This window comes from Chryseobacterium sp. P1-3 (assembly GCF_000738495.1).
Lineage (GTDB): Bacteria > Bacteroidota > Bacteroidia > Flavobacteriales > Weeksellaceae > Chryseobacterium > Chryseobacterium gallinarum.
Map to the genome: position 1 here is coordinate 1 of NZ_JPEQ01000016.1, position 25,408 is coordinate 25,408.

General features: G+C 36.4%; 14 protein-coding genes and 2 pseudogenes. 8 read left to right on the plus strand and 8 right to left on the minus strand.

Annotated elements, in window-relative coordinates; all coding sequences use genetic code 11:
- Nucleotides 1–1,043 precede the first annotated feature (1,043 nt).
- From HX13_RS19425 to HX13_RS24955, 8 genes and pseudogenes are all read right to left on the minus strand, one after another.
- Nucleotides 1,044–1,370 (minus strand): VanZ family protein, encoded by a 327-nt coding sequence (locus HX13_RS19425; protein WP_050022437.1) that lies wholly within the window; start codon nucleotides 1,368–1,370, stop codon nucleotides 1,044–1,046.
- 25 nt (nucleotides 1,371–1,395) lie between these two features.
- Nucleotides 1,396–1,773, minus strand: a complete 378-nt coding sequence (gcvH, locus tag HX13_RS19430; protein ID WP_050022426.1) for a glycine cleavage system protein GcvH — start codon at nucleotides 1,771–1,773, stop codon at nucleotides 1,396–1,398.
- A gap of 132 nt (nucleotides 1,774–1,905) precedes the next feature.
- Nucleotides 1,906–2,203, minus strand: a pseudogene (locus HX13_RS22860) (hypothetical protein); the annotation flags it as partial.
- A 787-nt stretch (nucleotides 2,204–2,990) separates the two neighbouring features.
- Nucleotides 2,991–10,025, minus strand: a pseudogene (gene sprA / locus HX13_RS19445) (cell surface protein SprA).
- Nucleotides 10,026–10,082: 57 nt separating this feature from the next.
- Nucleotides 10,083–10,667, minus strand: coding sequence for a Holliday junction branch migration protein RuvA (gene ruvA, locus HX13_RS19450; RefSeq protein ID WP_050022429.1), 585 nt, complete (start codon nucleotides 10,665–10,667; stop codon nucleotides 10,083–10,085).
- Nucleotides 10,668–10,856: 189 nt separating this feature from the next.
- Complete coding sequence (locus tag HX13_RS19455) at nucleotides 10,857–13,142, minus strand: NADP-dependent malic enzyme (protein ID WP_050022438.1); 2,286 nt, start codon at nucleotides 13,140–13,142, stop codon at nucleotides 10,857–10,859.
- Between the two features lie 16 nt (nucleotides 13,143–13,158).
- Nucleotides 13,159–14,010 (minus strand): ATPase, encoded by an 852-nt coding sequence (locus HX13_RS19460; RefSeq protein WP_050022430.1) that lies wholly within the window; start codon nucleotides 14,008–14,010, stop codon nucleotides 13,159–13,161.
- An 85-nt stretch (nucleotides 14,011–14,095) separates the two neighbouring features.
- Complete coding sequence (locus HX13_RS24955; protein WP_238555532.1) at nucleotides 14,096–14,251, minus strand: hypothetical protein; 156 nt, start codon at nucleotides 14,249–14,251, stop codon at nucleotides 14,096–14,098.
- Between the two features lie 472 nt (nucleotides 14,252–14,723).
- Here HX13_RS24955 and HX13_RS19470 point away from each other — a divergent pair, with 472 nt between their 5' ends.
- The 8 genes from HX13_RS19470 to HX13_RS19500 all read left to right on the plus strand — a co-directional run bounded on the left by HX13_RS19470 (nucleotide 14,724) and on the right by HX13_RS19500 (nucleotide 24,504).
- Nucleotides 14,724–15,182 carry a GtrA family protein gene (locus HX13_RS19470; RefSeq protein WP_050022432.1) on the plus strand — a complete coding sequence of 153 codons (459 nt, stop codon included), beginning with the start codon at nucleotides 14,724–14,726 and terminating at the stop codon, nucleotides 15,180–15,182.
- A 3-nt stretch (nucleotides 15,183–15,185) separates the two neighbouring features.
- Complete coding sequence (locus HX13_RS19475) at nucleotides 15,186–15,914, plus strand: lysophospholipid acyltransferase family protein (protein ID WP_082129177.1); 729 nt, start codon at nucleotides 15,186–15,188, stop codon at nucleotides 15,912–15,914.
- Nucleotides 15,915–15,954: 40 nt separating this feature from the next.
- Nucleotides 15,955–17,400 (plus strand): MFS transporter, encoded by a 1,446-nt coding sequence (locus HX13_RS19480; protein ID WP_050022434.1) that lies wholly within the window; start codon nucleotides 15,955–15,957, stop codon nucleotides 17,398–17,400.
- A 94-nt stretch (nucleotides 17,401–17,494) separates the two neighbouring features.
- Nucleotides 17,495–18,451: a DUF3810 domain-containing protein gene (locus HX13_RS19485; protein ID WP_238555533.1), complete on the plus strand. Its 957-nt coding sequence runs from the start codon at nucleotides 17,495–17,497 to the stop codon at nucleotides 18,449–18,451.
- Between the two features lie 668 nt (nucleotides 18,452–19,119).
- Nucleotides 19,120–20,631, plus strand: coding sequence for a vitamin K epoxide reductase family protein (locus HX13_RS19490; RefSeq protein ID WP_050022435.1), 1,512 nt, complete (start codon nucleotides 19,120–19,122; stop codon nucleotides 20,629–20,631).
- A 332-nt stretch (nucleotides 20,632–20,963) separates the two neighbouring features.
- Entirely contained in the window at nucleotides 20,964–23,156 is a 2,193-nt protein-coding gene (locus tag HX13_RS19495) for a peptidase domain-containing ABC transporter (protein ID WP_050022436.1), read from the plus strand.
- A 48-nt stretch (nucleotides 23,157–23,204) separates the two neighbouring features.
- On the plus strand, nucleotides 23,205–23,483 hold the full coding sequence (locus HX13_RS24960; RefSeq protein WP_238555534.1) for a hypothetical protein: 279 nt from the start codon (nucleotides 23,205–23,207) through the stop codon (nucleotides 23,481–23,483).
- Nucleotides 23,437–24,504, plus strand: coding sequence for an HlyD family secretion protein (locus HX13_RS19500; RefSeq protein WP_238555535.1), 1,068 nt, complete (start codon nucleotides 23,437–23,439; stop codon nucleotides 24,502–24,504). Before HX13_RS24960 ends, HX13_RS19500 begins: the two co-directional genes overlap by 47 nt.
- Nucleotides 24,505–25,408: the final 904 nt, after the last annotated feature.

Below are 25,408 nucleotides of genomic sequence, written 5' to 3' on the forward strand. Positions count from 1 at the left end.
CTCTCCATTGTATGTTTGTCTGACTCACTCAAAGTTTTTAACGCTTTAGTTTTTCCTTACTTGGTTGTTATATTGTATGTCAATGATCTTTATATCTTCCGTCTTTTTAACGAAGCAATCTTTCTGTCTATATCCGCTCCGTATTTGCGAGTGCAAAAGTAAAACTTTATTTTGTAATGACCAAATGTTCCTAAAGAAAATTTTAAAGTTTTTTAAGTAACCTTAATCCTTCTCAAAACCTCAATCACCCCTACTCCTGCGCTCCGATTTATTCGGACTGCAAAGATACAAACTCTTTTTAAAACCACAACTCTTTTTGCAAAAAGTTTTTTAAGTTTTTTTTCGTCCGTCTCTTTTTGAAGTATTATAATGTTCTTGCTTACCTAAAAGCTCTTCTGCGCTTACTGACTCTCTCTCGTTTTCAGTGGGGCAAAGATAACAACTTTATACAACGCAAAACAAGTCTAGTTAACATAAAATTCATTTTCAATTCCTATTTTAAGCTAAAAGGCTGGCAACTAGGGATAAAAATTATAAACAAATGTTTAAAGGGGGCAATTGGAAAATTAAAAGTTGGAGTATTTTTTTTATCAATGACGGCTGGATGGTAAATTAATCATTGTTTTTAAGCTTTGAGAATATTATAAATACACCTATTCAATAGGCCCGGGCTTTAGCCCGGGATCAATAAAAACCATAAAATTCCATCGGCCTTAGCCAAAACATATATATAATAATACCTCATACATGACTCATTTTTATTTATACACTGAATGACAAGGTAAGTGTGTTTAAGTTTGGCTAAAGACAAGGGAAAGGGAGTCAGATGCATGGCAAGCTAAAGCCTGTGATTAATAAAACTAGTGATATCGTATTGAAAAAAAGAATTGCTATTTTATTTCACCACAGATGACATGGATTGACACAGAGGAAGGTGGAGAGTTGGGTTGAGGAGGAAAGGGCAAGGAATATGGGAATTTGAAAAGGAAGATGAGAATAAGAAAATTGGAAGTTAGTTTAATATGTTATCATTCCAGATGTAATTAAAAAAAATGCTTCACTAAGACCTTATATATATAGTAGCCTACAAGACAACCAATCGCATCGGCTACGATATCCAGGGTTTCCATAGACCTGCCTAGTCCCATTTCCTCCTGCAATATTTCAGTAAGGAACGCATAGATCAGGATGATCTGAAAAAAGTATGAGAATTTAATTTTGGGAAATGTAGCAACAAAAGAGAAACCTAAGGCTGCAAATATACTTACATGTAAAACTTTATCTATACCATTGAACATAAACCAATATTCATGGTTCTCCTGTCCCGGTTTAAGAAGCATATATGTAAGAAATGCCCAGTAAATGGGCAATATCTTACTAAATATTTTTGAAATTTTATCCAATGATCGCTTGATAATCTTCTGCAGAAAGTAATTCAGACTGATCTGCACCATCAGCAATTTCTAATTTAATAATCCATCCGTTTCCATAAGGATCCGTGTTCAATAATTCAGGTTGATCTTCCAGTTCTGAATTGAACTCAATAACTTTTCCTGAAATAGGTAAGAATAAGTCTGAAACAGTTTTTACCGCTTCTACACTTCCGAAAACGTCTCCGCCATTAAGGTCATCATCTACAGTATCTACGTCTACATATACGATATCTCCAAGTTCACCCTGAGCGAAATCAGTAATACCAATTGTAGCCACATTACCTTCGATCTTAATCCATTCGTGATCTTTCGTGTACTTTAATTCTGATGGTGTGTTCATTTTTTTAATTTTTATTTTGTACAAATGTATTCAAAATTATAAAAGGTTCAAAGCCTTAATGGGCATCTTCACAAAATTTTAATTGCAACTAAAAAAATCACTGTTTTCACAGTGATTCAAGTAATAGTATGTTTATTTATTTTTTATCTTTTTCAACGACTCAATCTCTTCAGCTTGTTTTTTGACCTTCTTATTCAACTCAATGGTATACAATGTCAATTCTTCTATTTTTTGTAGTAACTTAATCTGAAACTCTCCTATATTTACGCCTTCTTTTTCCATTTCTTTGGCAGAGGCAATTTCAGGAAGATGCTTTTTTTTCTCTGATATGTTTTTCAACAGCTTCCAGTTTTGGTAAATCATATTGCTCATCAAATACAAAATCAGCAGTTGGTGTCAGGGTAACTTTCATTTCCTTTGCTTCAAATTTTCCATATAATGCCATGTTTCCGGTATCAGAAAGCACTAATCTTGATCCATACATAGCTCCATCATTAGAATAACTCCAAAACTGCAGCGTATTTCCGTATTGACCTGTCATGTTGTATATAGTCCATCTTCTGGCTGTATTCGGAGCTGTTTTTGAAAGGTTTTCCAGCGTGATAGCCCCTCCTTCATTTGAGCCTATTCGAGAAACTAATTGTCCATCTACGACAAGCATATCTCTGACTAAAGTAACTAGTTGTTTATTATCCCCTGTATCAGAGACCAGATTAAAATTAATCTGATTCTCCAGCAATCTCATATAAGAACCTCCCGCAGCTTTATTTATGCGTGGAAACGATTGACTGCTGATGCTATGATAGTTTTTCACATTATTACCAATTCCTACTCCTGTATAAGTTTCCTGGGGTTCTGAAGCCCAAAGTGTTAAATTAGCAGGTCTGCTGGCACCGTCACCGGATGAATTCAATAAAATCATAGATCCAATATGCGAGCCTGAAACGGTAAGTTTTTCGGAAGGATTATTTGTTCCTATACCAATATTTGTGGTAGATGGATTTGATGTTGTTCCAACGACTCCTGCAGGAGTATACAATTGTGCTGCTGCCAGCCCTACACACAAGACAGTGTATAGCATAAATATTTTCTTCATAGTTATTTAGTTTATAGTTCAATCACCGCAAAAATAGCATTTAAATCCATAAATAGTGTGTTATTAAATAAAAAAGCCTCCTTCCTTTTCAGAAAGAGGCTTTATTATGTATACATCATTTTTAGAATCCACCTCCGGATTCTCCAAATGTAAATGTTGCAGAAATGCCGGCCCTAATAGTTGACAGTGGAAATGCTGTCGAGATTTTATATTTAGAGGTCATCTGTTCATAGAATACCCTAAGGTTTAAATTTTCGGAGACATTATAATCTGCGGAAAGTTTAATGTTCAAAAGTCTCTGCCCTCCTGTCACCTGGGAATCATTCAACAGGATATTCATAATGGAAGTTTTGCTGTCTCTTAATGAAATATCTCCCCTGATATTCAGATCACTTCCTTTTCCTCTGCCTCCTCTTCTTATATTGGCTGTACCCAATCTGAAATTCCGGATAATATATCCTAATCTCACCACATATTCCGAGTTGGAATCTTCAGTAAGGGTATGGTTTACCAATCCCAGCACCATCATCCTGTTTCTGTTGTATTGTAAACCAAACTGCATATTATTTCTCATAGTAACATCTACCCCGATAAGTGGTGCAAAAGATTCCACATATCCTACCTGAGCAAAAGTGAATGGATTAATATAATCATTATTAACATCAAATGCAGAGTCCGGATTGGAAACTTTATTAACAAGGCTATTAAAATAGTCAATACTTGATTGTATACCTGTAGCTGTATAAGTAGCAGTATATCCATGTAAAATATCAAACTTAGAGAACTGCCCGTTAATCATCGGGACATTTCTTAATCCTGAATATGTTACTCTCCAGTTTGGTAACGGGAATCCAGCTTTTTTTAGGATTACCCATCTGTTTAACAGACTTACCTTCCAGAGCTGCTCTAAATGCCGGAATCAATACATATGCATTCGCAATACTATAATGTTCAGCAAATCCATCATTATCCAATATAGCTCCCGGCCCCCCTAACCGCTGAGAAAGTGCTCTTGCATTTTCTCTAAGCGCCTGATAAACCGCTTGTCCTTCACTAAACGAAGTTTTTAAAAGTATTGTCGAATTGGAATAAGTTACCAAGTCATTAGCAAAGGTAAAATCCGGATTCGGAACGCCTCCGTTGGTATAATTAAATCCTGTATGTGAAAAATTCCTGTTATAATTATGCAACACATTCAGATCAATTCTGAAATCATTGATTGGAACAATTTGTAGGTTAGCTCTTAACTCTCTTGTTGACATTCTTACATAAGGATCGGTCATATAATTAGAAGTACTTACCCAGCCATTTTCCATGACTGTTCTTCTGATATCTGCCTGTGAGCCTAATAAAAATCCTAGCGTAGGTCCTCCAAGAGTCTGGCCATATCCATACCAGTTTGGTGCGGATAATAACCCGGGAAGTACAGTACCATTATTCTCTGTATAATTAATATCCAATTGTTTGAACGAGGTCAGGAAGAATGCTGCACTCTGAAGTACAGTCAGTTTATTTTTGAATTTATAGCTCTTATACCGGTATCTGTTCTTTTCCCATTGTTTTGTATATACATTGTTCAAAGAATCAATCTCCTGTTTACGTTTCTGAAGTTTGGCTGCAATATTTTTAAAATATTTAAACTGTCCGAAGAATTTCGGAATATCAGCAGTTGCTGTCGCCTGGATTACATTGGTATTTTGTCCTATAGAACCTAAAGCACCTTCCGGGCTGGCAAGAATTGCCGTAGACCTGGAGTTCCAATTGTAGGTAAATCCATACCCTAATTCCGCATCAATAAAATCCAGATAAGGAAGATACTGGAAAGGTAATTTATAGTTAAGCTGTACTCTATGGTTATACAATACCGGTCTACCTGCTCTGAATACGTTTCCAAAGATCGATTTACTATCCATTGTATTCACATCCACATTATCATTAAGAGTTCTTGTTGCCGAATTGATTTCCAGCTTTAATGATTTCGAGAAGTTGAACCCTAATCCATACTGCCAGCCAAAATAGAAGTTTCTGTTTCTGATAGCATCAAAATTACCTGTAGTGTTCCCTCCTAAAATAGCTTCTACATTTCTAAACTCAAGCTCATTATAATTTCTGTCAATTTCCGTTCTGAAAGATAATCTTGTTGGAACAGGGTTAAAGTTAAATTCTTTAATCCATTTCAGATATTTTGCTGATTTTGCTGTATCACTGATCATTTTATTGAATGGTTTTACCACCCATGGTTTGAACGTGTAATTATAATCAATATATCCTTTCAGATATTGTCTGTAATTTCTCTTGGTATAAATATCCCTGAAATAATCATCGTTATAAACCGCCGTTACAGAAACGTTTTCAATATCATAGAACTTAGGCTTTTTATTCTGGTTTACTCTTTCCTTACGCATATTGACAACTCCTATACTTCTCTGTTGTGTATAGGTTCTTGCCACTTTTTTGAGCTGCTCCTTATTAGGCGCTTTGCTAAATTCAACATCGGTATCCAGAGGGTTATATTTAGGATCTTCGATCGTTTGGGAATAAGAGTAGTTCAATGGAATCTTCATTCCACTTTTTGCCGGTAAAAACTTATCGACATTGATTGCCGTATTGATACTAAACGCAGATTGTGTAGACTGATTCCTTTCCGAAGGTTTTGAATCAATATTTCCGAAACCTACCGAAGTATATGAAGCACTTGTATTCACTGTTGCAAAATCACCAAGATTGAAATTCAAACTTGCATTTCCGGCATATCCTCCGTCATTTTCAATTTCGGAAAGGCGGATTTCGTTAACCCAAAGGACCCTGGTCATCGGTCCGGATGTTCTGTCATCGTTTCTAATACCAATCATAATTGTAGAGATATTTCCTAAACTAGGGCGTCCTTTGATAAATATCTTTTTATAATTGTTTTTATTAGCTTCTCCAAAAACAGGATCTTCCGTTCTATCAGTGATTTTAACCGCAGAATTTTTTATCTCTTCTGATTTTTGCATCTACAAAACTTTGAACATCAAAATCCACCTGGTTCTCCATTGGCCATATCTCCATTGGAGCTGTTGCTGTAGTACTTGTCAGTAATAAAGATGCTTCATATTCATAGTAGTTATCTGTAGCATCATTACCAAAACGAATAAAGAATTTAGTTCTAGGATCTATCTTTCCTACATTCATATCTCTATTCAACGGATCATGAGCATGAACAAAAAGTTTAAGCTTCTTGTATCTTCTCATATCCAATGAAGTGTTTTTGAATACTCCTCTGGCTTCAGCTCTTAGATCAGTTACTTTCATGTAAAGTGACGCTTCATTTTGTCTTTGAGCTCCAGCGTTTCCACTTAATACCTGACGATCAATCCCCGGAGGCAATACATATGGTGGTTGATTCAAGGCATTCTCTTCAATATTTACACTTCCTACTTCAAAATTATTATTCAATGTCACACCTCCTCCTGTTCCTTCTTCAGGAGCAGTAACAAGCTGGCTGGAAATCAGGTTAGGATATCTTCTCCAATCCGATCTTACAAGATCCATTGTTCCAAATCTCAGGGTAGAAGTTTGCTCGAATCCTGTCAGTAATAACCTCGCAAATCTCACATTGTTCAGTACTGATGCATTACGCTCTCCTTCTGCTCCATCTTCAGCATATTTGGAAACCGGAATTCTGAATAAATACCATTTTACATCTGAAGACTGCCCGTTCTGGAAATTAGCCTTTACCGTTTTTACATCTACAATATTATTTTTTCCCAATGAAAGATTTGCCTGATCAAGTTTTACTACATATTCATTATAGCTTTCTGTCTGATCAAGGTTGTAGTCTCTGTTAATATCTTCCGCATCCGGAGTCTGTGATGCTACTTCCAGAGAATTAGCCTGTGAATTCCCTTCCGGATTTCTAAAGTATTTATATCGCTGAACAAGGGATGCTGATTGACTGCCTGTAAATTTATCTGACATATAAAATACAAAGTCATCCACTGCCGGGTCTACAACATTCGTTACCGGGTTTACAAAAGTATTTCCGAATTTCATGGATTCCTGATCTGAACTCAGACCGTCATAACCCGCATCCTGTACTCTTCTTTCGTCTCCTTCAGTAGAAAATGCATAAAGAATAGGTGGCTGTTTTGGCTGTACTCCCCAGTTTGAGCTGGTTGTAGTAGATGGAGTTCCGGGAGTTGGAAGGCCGTTCTCATATAGTAACTTTCCATCTTTCAAGATATCTTCCGAAACATTTCCTAAATGCAATAAAAGTTTAGGGTCAGTTCCCAACTGATTCCCATCTGCATAAGGATCCATCATCCAGAACTCTACATATTCAATATTAGAAGTTACAAAGTTAGGGACGCTGATCGATCTCATAATACCGGCCCATCTGTTTTGAGCCAGCTCAGTTCCCGTATTCACGTTATAAGGTCCTCTTTCCTGAGGATAATAGGAAATATCAAAAGTATTGGTAAAAGTCTGCTCACCGGCTACAAAATCCCTGTTGTTATAAATTTCAGAATATTGTACCCTTCTTGAAGCGTGGTTAGACACTGATTGCTGGGTTATTCCGGATGGTGCTTTTCCTCCTACTCCCCAGAATCTAGGATCGATATTATACCAGGATAACAATCCTCTTCCATATCCACTCGACAGATCATCATTGGCCGGGGCTCCATTGAACGGTGCTGATTTATTCTTTTCCGGTCTTGATGCCAGGCTCCATGCTGCCGGTTCTTTTTAAAGATATTTTGGAAGTTGTCTGTTCAAAATCGTCAATATAGGATTGGTTGTTGGTCCCTTTATTCAATCCCGGTAGCAGGTAAGCTGCTTCCATCTTAAAGTTTAAGTTGGATGGAGCTTCCGTGTTTACCAATGGTATTTTGTCGGTAAGCCTTGTCAGGAAAGGCATTTGATTGTTATACATCAAATTAATTCCAGCCATTGTATTATTTACTGCTTCCTGCCCGTAATTCACTTTCTGGGTAAGAGGAGATTCCGAATAATTTACTACTGTTCCTCCTAAAATAAAATGCTCATTAAATCTTCTTTCAAGATTTAATCCCAGGAACCTTTTTCGTTGCGTATTAAATGTCAACTGGTTTTCCAATGAAATATTAATAGCCTGACCGGATTGTTTTACGTTTTCGTTAATGATGGTCACCGTTCCAAGCATATAATCTACCGTATAGTCTATACCTTCGGTAAGCTGCACCCCGTTTGCCGAAACTTTAACAGATCCTTGCGGTACGTTTACAGCTCCTAAAGAAATCCCTTGTCCCTGGGTTCCTTTGTAACGTCCTTCCATGGTATACCTCTGGGCAAGATTACTGGCAGAAGCATCCTGCTTTTGTTTATCATACAGGTCATGGAAAACATATTGCGGGTCGTTGCTTCCTAACACATTCTGCATATAATCTCCAAAAGGCTGTACCTTAGTAAAGATAATCCTTCCGGTTTCCGGCCTTATGGTAATTCCGTTAACAAAGTCAAAAATACCATCACCTCTTGTTCCGTCTTTATTATTCTGGATATCCCCGTTCATATTGAGGCGGTCCCAGTTGAATAACTTCAGTAAATTTTGGTTTTGTACAGGTGTATCCGGAAGATAATTGACTTTACCTCCGGTTTTTTGATCCCTGTAATATACATTAAGGATAAAATTATCCTGTGCCACTTGTCCTGCATCTAAAGAATAAATATTCTTCATCATCAGATCCCACATAGGCGACTGTACATTAACTTTATTGTTAGGTCTTAATACTTTTGTCACCAAAACAGGGCTTTCTTCTGAGAATTCCCCTACTTTATATACCTTATTACTTCCATTAACGGTATATGAATATGATACCGCTAAAAGCTGGTTTTCATTAAGCCTTTGGTTTAATGAGATATATCCCAATTGCGGCTGCATGGTATACTCATTGCTATTCAGCCTTCTTGCTTTGGTATTAAAGATGAATTCTTCTCCGTTGTCGTATGGCGTGGTACTTCCCGGAAAGATCTGTCCCTGAAAAACAGTTGAGTAGTTCTTACCGGCTTCCCTGGTTCCCACAGCATTGGAAACAGCATCATATAATCCGTTCAGCGAGTTATCCGGCAATACGCCGCCGCCTTCTCCCAGGTCCCTGATTCCTATGATACTTTTTTGATAAGCCAGGTTACTGTTTCCCTGATCCAATACCCATACTTCCAATCTGGTAATATTAATGGTAGAATTGATCTGGGGATAATTAACCAGGGCATCATCATATTTGCCAAGGAAATAATGTCCTAAAAAGTAGTGTTGATTATCTTCATAGTCAATGGCATTGACTTTAAAATTATTCATAACTCCGCCACCCTGTACCACAATATTCCTGGCTTCCCCTTGTTGCTGGGAAAGAACAACTGTCCCAAAGGTTTTCCCCAATTGAAAATCAGCTTTTACCCCGAATAAAGATTGTGAACCCCGGATAAGGCTTGTTGAAAGGGGCAGGTTTACATTACCGAATTCTACCCTTTTAATAATTTTATCTTCTCCTCCTTCACTGGGTTTATCTACGTTTCCAAGGCCTTTTTTCTGAAGATCTTTCCAGCTTCCCTTCGCCTGCCAGGCAATATTCATCCTGTTTTCAAAGGCAAATCCGCTCTGGGTATCATAATTAGCCTTTAGCTGAAGATTTTCTCCCACTTTACCTAATAATCCCAACTGGATCCTCTGATCAATATCAAAGGTGAAACTGGTCCTGTTTTGTGGTAAAATCAGTGGGTTATCAATTTTTTGATAAAGTCCTGCAAAATCGAGAGATGCATATCCCGAAGGAATAATTTCAATTTTATTTCCTCCAAAGATGGTTTCAAATAGCTTATTATTGATTAATAATGAAGGGATCAGCCCTTTTCTTCTGGCATCACTTCTGTCTCTCCTGAAAAGGAGATTGTACTTTTCGGATTTTTCTTTATAGTACGCTTTAGTCTGGGCAGCCAGCATGTATTCTTTATACTCTTCCGGAGACATCGCGGTAGGAGGACCGGTGATCGTATTTCCGATTTTAGGATACACAAAATACATCCCGGTTTTTATGTCGTAGTAGGCCTCGTACCTTGTAGGGTCGGCCACTTCATATTCCTTTCGTATGATGGCCGTATCTTTTTTTACCTGCTGCGCAAAAGCACTTACAGACATACACAGAAACGACAGGAACAAAAATATGTTAAGATGCTTATTATTCGCCACCAAATGTTAAATGTTTTTTAAAATTTGTTTAACCAAGTCTTCAACTGAGATGCTTGGATTTTGTTTTAATATTTTATCAGCAATCTTCTCGCTCATTCGCTTAGGAATCCCTAAAACTTCTAATGCAGATAACGATTCTTCCTTAATTTTATTATCCATCATAGCAGAAATATTATCTTCTGTACCGCTGAATTTCTGGACTTTATCTTTAAGATCAACAATTATTCTTTCTGCTGTTTTGGCACCAATTCCTTTGGCTTTCTGAATCAGCGCACTGTTCTTTGAAAGGACTGCAGTAGCAATCTCATTAAGGCTTAAGGTCGACAGCAAAATAAGGGCAGAAACAGCTCCTACTCCATTAACGCTTATTAACAGATTAAACATTTCTTTTTCTGAACGAGTGTTAAATCCAAAGAGGAGATGAGCATCCTCCCGGATGATCTGTTGGATAAATAAAAAAGTCTGCTGATTCAAAACCAGCGTTTGTGAGGTCATTAAACTGATTCCCACATAATAACCAACACCTTGCACATTGATTACCGCGTAGGTAGGCGTAAGTTCCTGAACTGTGCCTTGTAAAGAAAATATCATTATTAATTTTTAAAACTCCCAAATATAGCAATTTAAACTAATTAATGTTTTCATTTCACGTACGAATGATTTTTAACTTAAATTTAAAATGAAAATTCAAGGAATTAACATAAAAACAAAAGACTCCAAAAATATGGAGTCTTTTGATCTATAAAAGCGTATTTTTAATAATCCGATTATCTATTCAGATTACTTTTTTTCTCTTCTTTGGGCATCCAGTACCGCAATGGTAGCAAGGTTAACGATTTCGTCCACGCTGGAACGCATCTGAAGAACATGTACCGGTTGCTTCAGCCCCATAAGGATTGGGCCTATTACCTGTGCCACTTTCATTCCTCTGATAATTTTATAGGAAAGGTTTGCACTTTCAAGGTTAGGGAAAATAAATGTATTGGCCGGCGTTGTTCCTAATTTTGAGAAAGGATAGTCACTTAAATGATCTGCATTCATGGCAAAATCCGGCTGAATTTCACCATCTACAATCATTTTAGGATATTTCTCATGAAGAATGCTCACCGCTTTGGCTACTTTTTTTGAAGTCTCGGAGATCGCAGCAAAGTTTTCAAACCCTAACATTGCAATTCTTGGCTCGATAGCAAAAGATTTCACTGTAATCTCTGCCATTTTAGCAATGTTGACAAGGTCTTCTGCCGTAGGATTCTGATTGATGGAAGTATCCGCAAAGAAAATAGGTTTTTTCTCAGACAGGATCATCATCATAGCTGCAACTTTATCTACTCCTTTGTCTTTTTCAATAACTTCTAAAATAGGGCGCAATACCGAAGTATAATTTTTAGAAAAACCTACAATAAGACCGTCCGTATCCCCATGCTTCAACATTAAAGGCCCGAAATAATCCCTCTGACGAACATATCTTTTCGCTTTATATTCGTTCATGCCTTTTCTCTGGCGAAGCTTCCAAAGGGTTTCCCTGTATTTTTTCCTGTTCTCCTTCTGGTCATCATCACTTGGATCAATAATAGGAACATCCAGGGTAATTCCATAACGCTCCATCTGCTCTTTGATGTATTTTTTATCTCCTAAAAGACTTGGATAAGCAATTCCTTCTTCATAAAGAATCTGGGCTGCTTTCAATACGTTATATTCTTCAGCATTTCCAAGGGTAATTCTTTTCGGATTAGACTTGGCACGGCTTTGCATCATTCTTACCAGCCTCTCATCCCTGCCCATTCTGTCCAGAAGCTGATGTTCGTATTCTTCGAAATCAGTAATTGTTTTTCCTGCAACACCACTTTCGATAGCAGCTTTTGCAACAGCACTGGATACTTTTGTGATCAGCCTGTTGTCAAACGGTTTTGGAATAAAATATTCTCTTCCAAATTGTAAATTCTGAACATTATAAGCTAAAATAACGGCCTCAGGCACCGGCTCCTTTGCCAGGTCGGCAATAGCATGTACTGCTGCCAGCTTCATTTCTTCGTTAATTCCTGTCGCCTGAACATCTAATGCACCACGGAAGATATAAGGGAATCCTAATACGTTGTTTACCTGATTAGGATAATCACTTCTCCCTGTAGCCATGATTACATCTTTACGGGTTTCAAGGGCAAGGTCATATGCAATTTCCGGATCCGGGTTCGCCAGGGCAAATACGATAGGGTTTTCATTCATGCTCAACAGCATTTCCGGAGTCATTACATTTCCTTTCGATAGCCCAACGAAAACATCAGAACCTTTTACAGCATCTTCTAAAGTTTCAATATCAGTCTGGGCAATAAAGTCCAGTTTTTCCGGAGTAAGATTTTCTCTTTTATGATTAATGACCCCTTTACTGTCACACATCAGGACATTTTCTTTTTTCAGACCTAATGAAATATAAAGCTTGGTACAGGCAATCGCTGCTGCTCCTGCTCCATTCACGACCATTTTTACTTCTTCAATATTCTTATTGGCTATCTGCAATGAATTGATCAGTGCTGCAGCAGAAATAATAGCCGTCCCGTGCTGGTCATCATGCATCAAAGGAATATTCAATTCCTCTTTCAGTCTCTGCTCAATGTAAAATGCTTCAGGAGCCTTAATATCTTCAAGGTTGATCCCTCCGAAAGTCGGAGCAATCCCTTTTACGATTTCAATAAATTTATCCGGATCTTTTTCATTGATTTCAATATCAAAAACATTGATATCTGCAAAGATTTTGAATAGAAGACCTTTTCCTTCCATTACCGGTTTTGAAGCTTCGGCACCGATATCTCCTAATCCAAGTACGGCTGTACCATTTGAAATTACCGCTACCAGATTGCCTTTTCCTGTATAATCATATACGGTTTCCGGCTTTTCATGTATTTCCATACAGGGAACCGCTACTCCCGGAGAATAGGCCAATGACAGGTCTCTTTGGGAAGAGTGTGGTTTTGATGGGATAACTTCAATTTTACCTTTGGGTTCTGCTTTATGATAATCTAACGCGGCCTGGCTAAAGTTCTTTTCGTCGCGATGGTTTTTACTTGACATAAAATTTTGTTTTTTGTTAAAGGATATATTTAATGTGGTAATCAACTAAACTTTCAATTGGTTTCTGAACAACATGTCCCACATTTAAATGAAGTTCTGTAGCAACAGAACGTAGAATATTTTCATAATAATAGGCTATAGAGCCAATAAAATTGATCTCAGCTTCCTGTGCTTCCTGATAAGGAAGAACCTGATATTCGAAGAAACTTTTCATTTCTTCAAAGACCATATCCATAAAATAAGGATGTTCTTTCCTTTCGATAACAAATTTATTGAAATTGGCCAAATAAGCATTGGGTCTTGGGGAGTGATACATGTTTTTCAATGCATCTTCTATGGTAAGCTGATAATCTTTTTCGAACTCACTGTGAAGGTCCGCCGGCAGCTTTTTCATAAAATACCTGCGGACAAGCTGTTTTCCGATCGCACTTCCGCTCCCTTCATCTCCAATCAGGAAACCAAGGGAAGGCAGTTCTATTTTCAGATTTTCTCCATCAAAAAAGCAAGAATTTGAGCCTGTACCCAGAATGCACACAATGGCGGGTTTTCCGTTGTAGGCAGCATAAGCAGCAGCCATCAGATCTTCCTTAACAATAATTTCAGCTTTCCCGAAAACTTTCTTAAGTTCTTCCTCTATGATCTCACAATTTTTTTTCACTCCACAGCCGGAACCATAGAAAAAAACTTTGGTAATTGAATTTTTGACCGATATCAGGTTGCTGTTTTTCTGTATTTCAGGAGTAATAAGTTCTCTATTGATAAAATTCGGATTAAAGCCAATCGTTTCTGTTTTCAGAAAGACTTTTTTAAAGTCATCAAGTATTACCCAATCCGATTTAGTAGAACCACTATCTACAATAGCAACCATATGTTAGTTTTTAATTTAAGGATGCTAAATTATGAATTTATCTTTAATTAGCGTTTAAAAACAACCCGGAAGCTGTCCAAAATCACTACTGTTTTATATCAGTTTTTTTTTCATTGAATTGCAGAAGCCAATCTTCAATTTCATCTTCCAGGTAAGACGTCTGCAAAACCATGGCATTGATAAAATCATCAGGAACAGGTTCTCCATTGGAGTTTTCCAGATTCCAAAGCTCATCAGACATATTTTCGTATTCAGAATATACCCTTTTGAAGCGGGAATTTTCTCTCTCAAGAACTTCAATATTTTTTTTGTTGAAGCTGGAATTTTCTGTATTTGTTTTGACGTTTCATACAAATATTATTATAAATTGGGTCACAAAATGTTGGAGTAGTATGCTTTCAACCACGCATTACAAGATAGAAAAAACCATCAACACAAAGAGTTGAAAATGAATTTATTATCAGGTTATTCTTATATCGTTTGGAATATTAAATTTAGAAATAATTTTTATTTAAAAAAATATTTTAACAACTTTTTTCAGTGTTTAACATATAGTTATAAATTTGCATATTCATATTACTGAGTGCCCTCAATAATGACAGTTAAAAGCCATTTTAAATGACCGGAATAAAGGCTATAGATGGCCTATCCGACTGTAAAACATCCTACTACTCAAATAATATGTAAGATATTTTAGTTTTATATTTAATTAAATGAAAGAAATACTCATACGCCAGAAACAGGTCTTGTTCTTCATTATCGCAGGAGGATTGAGTGCTATTGTAGAAATTGGCAGTTTTAAGGCGTTCAGTACCTCACTTCCTCTCTTTATTGCCAGAGAGACCAACTTCCATGGGGTACACTATCCTTTAAGTAACATTTTTTCTACAGGTTGTGGAATCCTCACCAATTATTTTCTTAGCATCTGGTTTGTTTTTGAAAGAGGAAAACATTCTAAGAAAAAGGAGTTCGCCTATTTTATGGGAGTATCTTTTATTTCCACATTATTGAGCCTGGGCTTCTTCCAGATATTTTACAGTTTTATTTTTAAGGATAATATCAATTTATTTTTTTATACCTTGAGCCCTGAAATGATCAGTAAAATTGCAGCAATTTTATTGGTTTCCATTCTTAATTATTCGGTTAAAAAGAAAGTAATCTTTAATGGTTAAACTGTGACAAAAGTTTTAAATTATCTCTGGAGGTTTTGGTTATTGTTATTAGCATTTGTCTTAACAATTATTCTTGGGATTCCTGTTTATATTTTATCTTTCAGTAAAAAACATTACCGGTATGCCTATAAATTTGTCCGCCTGTGGTGTTTCGGAATGTTCTATGGAATGGGTTTCAGGTATGACCTTATTAAACTTTCGACTCAAGAGAAGGATAAAAGCCAGCAATATGTTTTTATCTCCAATCATACCTCTATCATGGATATCATGCTTACCTGCATTCTGTTCCCTCATCACCCTGTATGTTTTGTAGGAAAAAAAGAGCTTGTTAAGATTCCTATCTTCGGAACCATCTATAAAAGAATCTGTGTAATGGTAGACAGAACCAGCGCCAGGAGCCGTGCGGATGTATACCGGAGGTGTGCAGAAAAAATGGAAGAAGGAAACAGTATTGCCATTTTTCCGGAAGGAGGAGTACCGGATGACACATCTATTATCCTTGACGACTTTAAGGACGGTGCTTTTATTTTATCTTCGAAACACCACTCCCCTATTGCAGTTTATACTTTTATCGGACTCAAGGAGATGTTTCCTTTTGAGAACTCCAAAGGCTACCCCGGAAGAGTAAAGGTTTATTTCAATGGAATTATAGAACCTACTGATTCTCCGAAAGTCCTAAAGGAAAAGGCTTACCAAGTTATTAAAAAAACTCTGACACAGCATTCCATTTAAAAGAATTAGTTATATTTGTTTGCGAAATTTTCAATAAAATATGTCAAATTATTCTAAACAAACCAATTGGGCACAATTCATTCCATTGGTTACCGTATTCTTCTTTTGGGGATTCGTAGCCGCCAGCAATGATATTCTGATCCCTGTTTTTCAAAAAGCCTTCAACTTATCCCAAACAGAAAGCATGTTGGTACAAATATGTTTTTATGTAGCATATACTGTAGGTTCTTTAATCTATATGATAGTATCAAAGGGCTTAAAGCAGGACCTGATCAATAAAATTGGTTATAAAAACGGGCTTATTGTCGGGCTTCTTATTTCTGCATTAGGAACACTTTTATTCTATCCGGCTGCCAATATGCAGTCTTTCCCGTTAATGATCTCCGGATTATTTATTGTAGGTTTAGGATTCTCTCTCCAGCAGATTGTTGCAAACCCGCTTGCTATTGAAGTAGGTCCTACAGAAACAGGATCACAAAGACTTACAATGGCCGGAGGAATCAATAACCTGGGGACTACCATAGGGCCTCTTATTGTTGCATTTGCGATTTTTGGTTCTGCAAGTGCTGCTAATACTGAAGCAAGTATAGAAAGTGTAAAAGTACCTTACCTGATTCTGGGAGCTGCTTTTGCATTAGTAGCCTTAATGCTCAAATTCTCATCACTCCCTGCCGTAACGCCAACCAATATGACAGACACGGATGATACGACTCCGGGGGAACACAGGAGCTCTGCTTTCCAGTATCCTCAGCTTGTCATGGGAATGATCGCTATCTTTGTATATGTAGGAGTAGAAGTTTCCACAGCAAGTAACCTGCCTGCCTATATGGAAAAAGGATTAGGTTTCGAAACCAAAGAGGTAGCACCTTATATTTCGTTATATTGGGCATCATTAATGATTGGCCGGTGGACCGGAGCAGTAGAAGCATTTGACTTCAGCGCGGGATTCAAAAAAATCTTAAGATTTTTAGCGCCTTATCTTGCATTCGGTGTATTTTTATTTGTGAATGCTGTTGCCAAACATGACCTTTCTCCTTTCTATGTATACGGATTCGTTATTATTGCGATGATTATCTGCGATATTATGAGTAAAGGAAATCCGGCAAGGATGCTTCTGATCTTCTCATTGGCAGGAATTACAGCATTGCTTATAGGTATGTTTACAACAGGAATGGTATCTGTATATGCATTTACCAGTGTAGGTCTTTTCTGCTCTACGTTATGGCCGTGTATTTTCGCTTTAGCCATTAACGGACTAGGAAAGCATACTAATCAGGGATCCGGATATCTCATCATGATGATCATGGGAGGAGGTATCGTAAGTTTTATACAAGGTTATATAGCGGATATTACAAATATTCATTTCAGCTATATCGTGGGGGTTATTTGTTTTGCGTATCTTGCATTCTATGCAATACGTGTCACCGGAATTTTAAAAGCTCAGGGTATTGATCTGGATAATGTTACTAAAGGAAATGGACATTAAGATAACTAAAACAATATATAAGAAGAAGAGATTTTGGGCAGGTTTATTACTTGCCCAATTTCTTTTGTTTTATGCTTTCTCAAAGTTAACATTCATGATTTCATTTTTTGAAAATTTTTTTGAATTTCAAAAAAGAATCCATCAGCTACTTTTTAGCTGGATCTCCTTTTCAGTGGGCGATGTCATTTATATTTTGCTGGGGATATTTTTCCTCTACTGCCTTATTACTTTATTTAAGAGGAGAAAAAGAGCCCAATCTCTTATAAGAATCCTGATAGCTGTTAATATCTTTTACTTTACGTATCAAATCTTTTGGGGGATGCTTTACTTTCAGCCTCCTGTTATTAAAAAGCTTCCGAGCCAGGAAAAACCAGAAATTGACAAAGCAAAAAAGCTTGCCTTTATCTATCTTGAAAGGTGTAAAAAAACCCGACAATCTGTACAGGAAGATCATAAAGGAAGATTCATTATTACCAATCTAGAAGCTATACAGGAGGAAATTCTCTTGCAGCAAACCCGTCTTCCAACCTATATTTCGGACAAAAAAACCACCCGGATTCCTGTCATCAAACCCAGTTTATTTAAAAACGTGATGAGCTTTACGGGTATTTTAGGATATTATAATCCTTTTACAGCTGAAGCACAATACAACTCTGAGCTTCCGCCTACCTTCATTCCTTTTACAACAGCACATGAAAGCTCCCATCAGCTGGGTTTTGCCAGAGAGCAGGAAGCTAATTTCATCGGATATTTAACGGGTATTCACTCCAACAACCCGGAGCTAAGATACAGCACTGAATATTTTACTTTAAAGAGTCTGCTAAGATTCATTGCAGAACAGGATCCAAAATTCGTAAAATCTGTTCTTACCCAATATTCTCCTGCTATGAAAAGAGACAGGGCTTATGAAAGAGAATTTGTCTTCAGCCATCAGGGCTGGCTGGATGATTTCTTTGGTCTGACTAACAATCTGTTTTTAAAAAGCAATCAACAGGAAGGCTCCGTTACTTATTCTTACTTTATAGATCTCCTTCTGAACTACGAAAAATAAAAAAGCAAAAAAAGAATCGTATCAGGCGATACGATTCTAAAAACACAAATGATGAAAAAAAAATTTATTACCTTGACTTGTTCCCTCATTCAAGGCGATGTAAAAGTACGACATATTTTATAAATACAAAAACATTTCTTTTCTTTTTTAAAACTTTATGAAAACTTTATGATTTTTTAAGTTTTTTTGAGTTCGTTACAGGCAATCAAAAATCATGTAGAATCCAGTAAAAACAATAAATTTCATAACTAAATGTAAATTTTACTGAAAATAAAATAAAAAATTAAACATTTTATTAAAATAAGAACATCATGATTAACAGATGTTTTCCAAGAAGCAAAAATTAGAGTTATTTCATCTAATCAATAATATATTTCTAATTTTTATATAACTAATGTTTACTAGCAATTAAAGGGATTCATTTTAATTTTTAGTCAGTTTTCAAAATCCATCTCTTTATTTCTACCTGTAAAATGAAAGTTTTGGATAAAGAAGAATTTAAAAGTACCGGAATTTAATAAAAGACAATAATGAAAGCAACATTACGTAAAAAAATAAAATATTGAAAGTCAAATCATATCCAGCAATACACGTTTATATCTCACTAATAAAAGAAAAAAATTTTTGTTTATTTAAAACATCTGTGTATTTTAGATAAAAATATTAATATGCTTTTCGACAAACTAATTAACTACCTAAAACTTGACAAACAGGAATTCATTTTCCAGTTCAATTCTCATCCTAATTATCCTTCAGCACTAGCTTTTAGTGATACTCTAAACTTTATGGGAGTGAAAAATGATGCTTACGAACTTGATAAGGAATATTGGGATGAATTACCTGAAGAGTTTATTGCTATTGTCGACAATTCTTTCTCCCTGGTAAAAAAAACGGGAAATAATTATTCTGTTTATTCCGAAAAAGCAAAAACAATAGACAAGCAAGAGCTTCATCAAAAATCCACCAATTTTGTTCTTTTATTTGAAAAGACGGAAAATGCGGAAAGTAAGCTGGCATTCAACTTCAAGCCGGTTCTTTATTGCATTTTTGCTATGGTACTTGTTTACTCTTTCATCAGCCAGACATTATATGAAGCAATATTCAATATTCTCTCCCTGGCCGGGGTGTACATCTCTATTGAAATTTTTAACCAGAAATTCGGTAATACGTCTACCGTTATCGGAAGTATATGTGGAGGCAATAATGCAACCGTTCAAACGACCAATTCATGTGATAAAATCATCAAACAGGATAAGACAAGTATTTTAGGATTAAAGTTTTCTGACTTTTCATTGATTTATTTTACAGGGCTTGCTGTTCTTGGCCTTTTTCTTCCTGCTTCAGCATATCTTATCAAAGGTTTTACTATTGTTTCTGTGATTGCTATAGGCTATTCATTATATATCCAGGCATTTGTAGAAAAAACATTCTGCAGGATTTGCCTTTTAATTATTTCAATTCTTATTGGCCAGTTAGTGATCAGCACCTTGCTTTTCACGGAAGTTTCATTCGGAATCGGTGCACTTTTATTAGCAGTAATTTTATGGGCGCTTATCTTTTCAGCCGTTTTATATTTCAATAACCTGCTTACTCAAAAAGAAGAGCTTCAAAAATCTAATGCCAAAAATCTAAGATTCAAAAGAAATTATGAACTTTTTAAAAGTCAGTTGGCACAAAATGAAAAAATAGAATTCGGGGATAACCAGACATTTCTCGTAGGGAATAAAGATGCAAAACTTCATATTTCCATCATCTCTAATCCTTACTGCGGCTTCTGTAAAGGAGCTCACAAAATCGCAGAAGATCTTTTAAAGAGATATCCAAATGATATCTCCATACAGATGAGATTCAATTATACTCCTGAAAGGGCAAATGAGAAATATACTCAATTAATCTCTGACCTTACTTATATTTATAAGAACAAACCGGAAAAAGAATTCCTGAATGCTGTAGAAGAATGGTTTGAAACAAAAGATGAAAATAAGATCAATATTTTATCCGGAGGAAATCCTACGTCAGAAAATCTGGATGCATTGATTGCCATGTCTCAGGAAAACAGTAATGCAGGCCTAAACTTCACGCCTATTTTTATTATCAACGGATATCAGTTCCCGGAAAAATATGACCGTGAGGATATCTGGTACTTTGTTGATGAATTAATAGAAGATGATGACTTTTAATAGACAGGATACAGCTTTCGAAAATTTCACTATATTAGGAAAAGCAAAAATCAATAGCCAGACTCTTTAAAAAAAGCAACTAAAAACTATTATTATGAAAGACCAGAAAAGACTTTTAAAAGATAAGATACATATCCCGAAAAGGAGCTTTATGCCCGAAGACCTACAGCAGGCAAAAGCAGTCAAAAATTTCAAAAAAAAACACCTGTAAAGGTGTACTAGACCTGAACGTCCAATGGTAGTATTTCCAGACAACCATTCATTGAATTATAATATTGAATAAATTAAAAATGTCGTCACGTTCTGACGACATTTTATAATGAACATTAGTTTTGAAGAAATTTCCCTTTTATAAGCAACCGGACACTAAAGATTGTGGACCAACCTGTCTTAGAATTATCAGTAAACACTACGGCAGAAACATTTCGTTACAGCAAATTCGCAATCTTTCTGAAACCACCCGTGAAGGCAGTAGTCTTTTGGGACTGAGCGATGCGGCAGAAAACCTGGGATTCCGTTCAATAGGAGTCCAGATTGATTTTAATACCCTTGTAGAAGAAGTTCCGCTTCCCTGTGTAGCCCACTGGAATAAGAACCATTTTGTAGTTGTCTATAAGATTGATAAAAACAATAAAGTATATATTTCCGATCCCAGCTATGGCTTAATTACCTATACAAGGGAAGAGTTTATCAGATCCTGGATCGGGGAGAATGCCAATGAAAATACAGAAGAAGGCATTGTTCTTATTCTTGAAACTACCCCAGCATTTTTCCAGACTGAATTTGATACAGAGCAAGGTAAAGCCAGCTTTGCCTTCTTATCAAAGTATGTTTTAAAGTACAAATCTTTAGTTATCCAATTAGCTGTTGGGCTTCTGGCAGGAAGTTTACTTTCCCTGATATTCCCTTTTCTTACCCAAAGTATTGTAGACGTTGGGATACAGAATCAGGATATTAACTTCATCTATCTGGTATTGCTGGCACAAATCATGTTATTTTTGGGAAGGATGGGCATAGAAACCATCAGAAGCTGGATTCTGCTTCACCTTTCCGCAAGAATTAATATTTCTATCATTTCCGATTTTTTTATTAAGTTAATGAGACTCCCTATCAGCTTTTTCGATACGAGAATGACAGGAGATATCATGCAAAGGATTAATGACCACCACAGGATAGAACAACTCCTTACCAGCTCCTCGTTGAATACCCTTTTCTCATTGGTCAACCTTATTATTTTCAGCATTGTACTGCTGCTTTATGATTATAGGTTATTTATCGTTTATCTTATAGGAGCAGGATTATACATCGGATGGATCAGCTTTTTCCTGAAAAAGAGAAAAGAGCTTGATTATAAAAGATTCTCCCAGGTTTCCCAGGAACAAAGTAAGGTCATTGAACTCATCAACGGCATGCAGGAAATTAAAATGCACAATGCAGAAAAACAGAAAAGATGGGATTGGGAATTCTTACAGGTAAAATTATTTAAAATAAGAATAAAGTCGCTTTCTCTGGAACAATGGCAATCTGTGGGAGGAAATTTTATCAACCAGATGAAAGATATTCTGGTAAGCTTCCTTTCTGCAAAATTGGTATTGAGCGGAAACCTTACTTTAGGGATGATGCTTTCAGTACAATACATTATTGGACAACTTAACAGCCCCTTGTTACAGCTTATTGACTTTATTAAACAAACACAGGACGCCAAAATTTCTCTTGAAAGGTTGGGCGAAATTCACGATAAAGATGATGAAGAAAACAAGAATGAACAATATGCCGCAGATATTCCTCATAAAGATATTGAGATCAGTGACATGTCATTCAGGTATATCGGATCAGATGTTCCGGTTTTTGAAAATCTGAATCTTACAATTCCTTATCAAAAAACTACAGCCATTGTAGGAGCAAGTGGAAGTGGAAAGACTACCTTGCTAAAGTTACTCATGAAGTTTTATGATCCCGATCAGGGAGAAATTAAAATCGGAAGTACCAACCTTAAAAATATTTCCCCACGGTTCTGGAGAGATCATTGTGGAGTAGTAATGCAGGAAGGCTATGTCTTTAATGATACTATTGCCAATAATATTGCTGTAGGTGAAGATCATATCGATAAACAAAAATTAAGACGTGCTGTAGAAATTGCCAATATCAAAGAGTTTATAGAAACGCTTCCTTTAAGTTACAATACAAAAATCGGAAATGAAGGTGTGGGAGTAAGCGGCGGGCAAAAACAGAGGCTTTTTATTGCCAGGGCCGTATATAAATCCCCTGAATATATTTTATTTGATGAAGCCACTTCTGCTTTGGATGCCAATAACGAGAAAATCATTATGGAAAACCTTGAACAGTTTTTTAAAGGAAAAACGGCAGTAGTTATTGCTCACAGGCTTTCAACAGTAAAACATGCAGACAAAATTATTGTACTGGATCATGGAAAAGTTGTAGAAGAAGGAAACCATGCTGAGCTGGTAGCTCTCAAAGGAGAGTATTACAGACTTGTGAAGAACCAATTAGAATTAGGTAATTAATATACTAAAGATCATAATCCCCCACTGAAGGGATTATATATTCAGATTATGAAAGAAGACATTTTAGACAATATTGAACTCCGTTCGGAAAGTGTACAGGATATTCTTACCCAGCCTCCTCATTGGATGATCCGCTGGGGAAATACGCTTATATTTATTATTCTCCTGTTAATTCTTGTGATGAGTTATATTATCAAATATCCGGAATTTGTTCCGGCTCCTATTATTGTAACTTCACAAAATCCTCCGGAAAAAATAGAAGCAAGGGTAAGCTCCAAAATTGAAAAGATATTTATTAAAGACCATCAGCACGTTAAAAAAAAATGACGTCCTTATGGTAATGCAGTCTGCTGCCAACTATAAAGATGTTCTTGAGCTGAAAAAACTGGTAGATTCAATTACCCCTGATCAGCTACGATCTTTTCCTCTTACCCGGACTTCCAGATTTAAACTGGGAGAACTGCAGGCAGAATACAACAATTTTGCAAAAGCCTTTCAGGATGAAGAGCTTTTTATCAGGCTGCAGCCTTATGCACCTGAAAATATTGCAGCCAATCAGAGTATTTCCGAAAACCGTGTAAGAATTGCCACCTTGAAACAGCAAAAAAGCCTTGAAAGTGCTAAATATGAATTGACAAAAAAGAGTTTCCAGCGCTCTCAGGACCTGTTTAATCAAGGAGTAATTTCATCCATGGAACTTGAAAATGAAAAAATCAAATTTCTTCAGGCCCAGCAGAACCTTGAAAATCTTAATATTTCTATTTCCCAGATAGAAGAAGGAATTTCCAATCTGAACAAAACCAAAAGCGGGGCTGCCATCAATACAGAAAAAGACAGAATCACTTATTCATCTCAAACGTTACAATTGTTCGAACAATTGCGCAAATCTTTAAAACAATGGGAACAGAACTATCTTGTGATTTCTTCTACAGATGGCGTGGCCAGTTTTCAGCAATTTTTCGGAGAGAATCAGTTTGTAAAAGCAGGAGATCCTATCTTATCAATTTTACCTGAGAAAAAAGAAAAGCTGGTAGGCAGGATGTCTGTACCGTCAACTAATTCCGGTAAGATTGTCCCTGGTGAAAAAGTTTTGATAAAACTCGATAATTACCGATTTCAGGAATACGGTATTATAGAAGGAAAAGTTCAGAATATTTCTCTTATACCCGATGACAAAGGAAATTATTATGTGGATGTCATCCTTCCCAAAGGTCTTAAAACAAGCTATAACCAAACACTGGTTTTCGATAAAGAGCTTAGAGGAAATGCTGAAATCGTTACCCAGGATTTAAGACTTATTGAAAGATTCTTCTATCAGATCAGAAAATTACTGGGCTACCAGAGCTAGGAATGTTAAATTAGACCCGCAATTTCTATTCAGATTTGCGGGTTTTATTATAAATAACGACCCGTGCTAAATAAAGCTAGTGATAAACCCATAATGAAAAGAGCATTGCTATTTTATTTCACCACGGATTACACGGATTGACACAGAGGAATGCGGAGATTTGGATTGGGAAAAGATCAAGGAATATAGGGATATGTTTTAATGTTTATGTTTAGAAGATGATATGATGAGCACAGCTATTCAATAGCCACGGGCTTTAGCCCGTGCTCAATAAAACCATAAAATTCCACAGGCTTTAGCCAAAGCATATAATACATCATTTAAAATACCCGCACACATTACTCATTTTTTATTTACATACTGAGAAGGTAATTGTTTTTAAGTTTGGCTAAAACCCACCACTAGTGATAAACCCATAATGAAAAGAGCATTGCTATTTTACTTCACCACGGATTACACGGATTGACACAGAGGAATGCGGAGATTTGTTTGGAGAAAATCAAGGAATATACGGATATGCTTTAATGTTTAGAAGAAGATATGATGAGCACGGCTATTCAATAGCCACGGGCTTTAGCCCGTGCTCAATAAAAACCATAAAATTCCACAGGCTTTAGCCAAAACATATTTACTATCCGGAATCTATTATCTATTATCTATTATCTATTATCTATTATCTATTATCTGTTATCTGTTTCTCACTCTTCACCCTGTATAAGTGCAGGGATAGTTCCAGGTACATAGGCGTGGGATAGATATAATATAGATGGGATGGGTCTATAACAAAAAAAGTCTCACACATTACTGTATGAGACTTTTAAAATAAAATAAAAACTGGCGGCGGCCTACTCTCCCGCGTTAGCAGTACCATCGGCGCTGGTGGGCTTAACTTCTGTGTTCGGAA

Bases quoted from the DNA above. Each gene is read 5' to 3' on its own strand.
- gcvH (WP_050022426.1), bottom strand. From the start codon at position 1,773: ATGAACACACCATCAGAATTAAAGTACACGAAAGATCACGAATGGATT.
- ruvA (WP_050022429.1), bottom strand. From the start codon at position 10,667: ATGATATTTTCTTTACAAGGCACAGTTCAGGAACTTACGCCTACCTAC.
- HX13_RS19455 (WP_050022438.1), bottom strand. From the start codon at position 13,142: ATGTCAAGTAAAAACCATCGCGACGAAAAGAACTTTAGCCAGGCCGCG.
- HX13_RS19460 (WP_050022430.1), bottom strand. From the start codon at position 14,010: ATGGTTGCTATTGTAGATAGTGGTTCTACTAAATCGGATTGGGTAATA.
- HX13_RS24955 (WP_238555532.1), bottom strand. From the start codon at position 14,251: ATGTCTGATGAGCTTTGGAATCTGGAAAACTCCAATGGAGAACCTGTT.
- HX13_RS19470 (WP_050022432.1), top strand. From the start codon at position 14,724: ATGAAAGAAATACTCATACGCCAGAAACAGGTCTTGTTCTTCATTATC.
- HX13_RS19480 (WP_050022434.1), top strand. From the start codon at position 15,955: ATGTCAAATTATTCTAAACAAACCAATTGGGCACAATTCATTCCATTG.
- HX13_RS19485 (WP_238555533.1), top strand. From the start codon at position 17,495: ATGATTTCATTTTTTGAAAATTTTTTTGAATTTCAAAAAAGAATCCAT.
- HX13_RS19490 (WP_050022435.1), top strand. From the start codon at position 19,120: ATGCTTTTCGACAAACTAATTAACTACCTAAAACTTGACAAACAGGAA.
- HX13_RS24960 (WP_238555534.1), top strand. From the start codon at position 23,205: ATGAAAGAAGACATTTTAGACAATATTGAACTCCGTTCGGAAAGTGTA.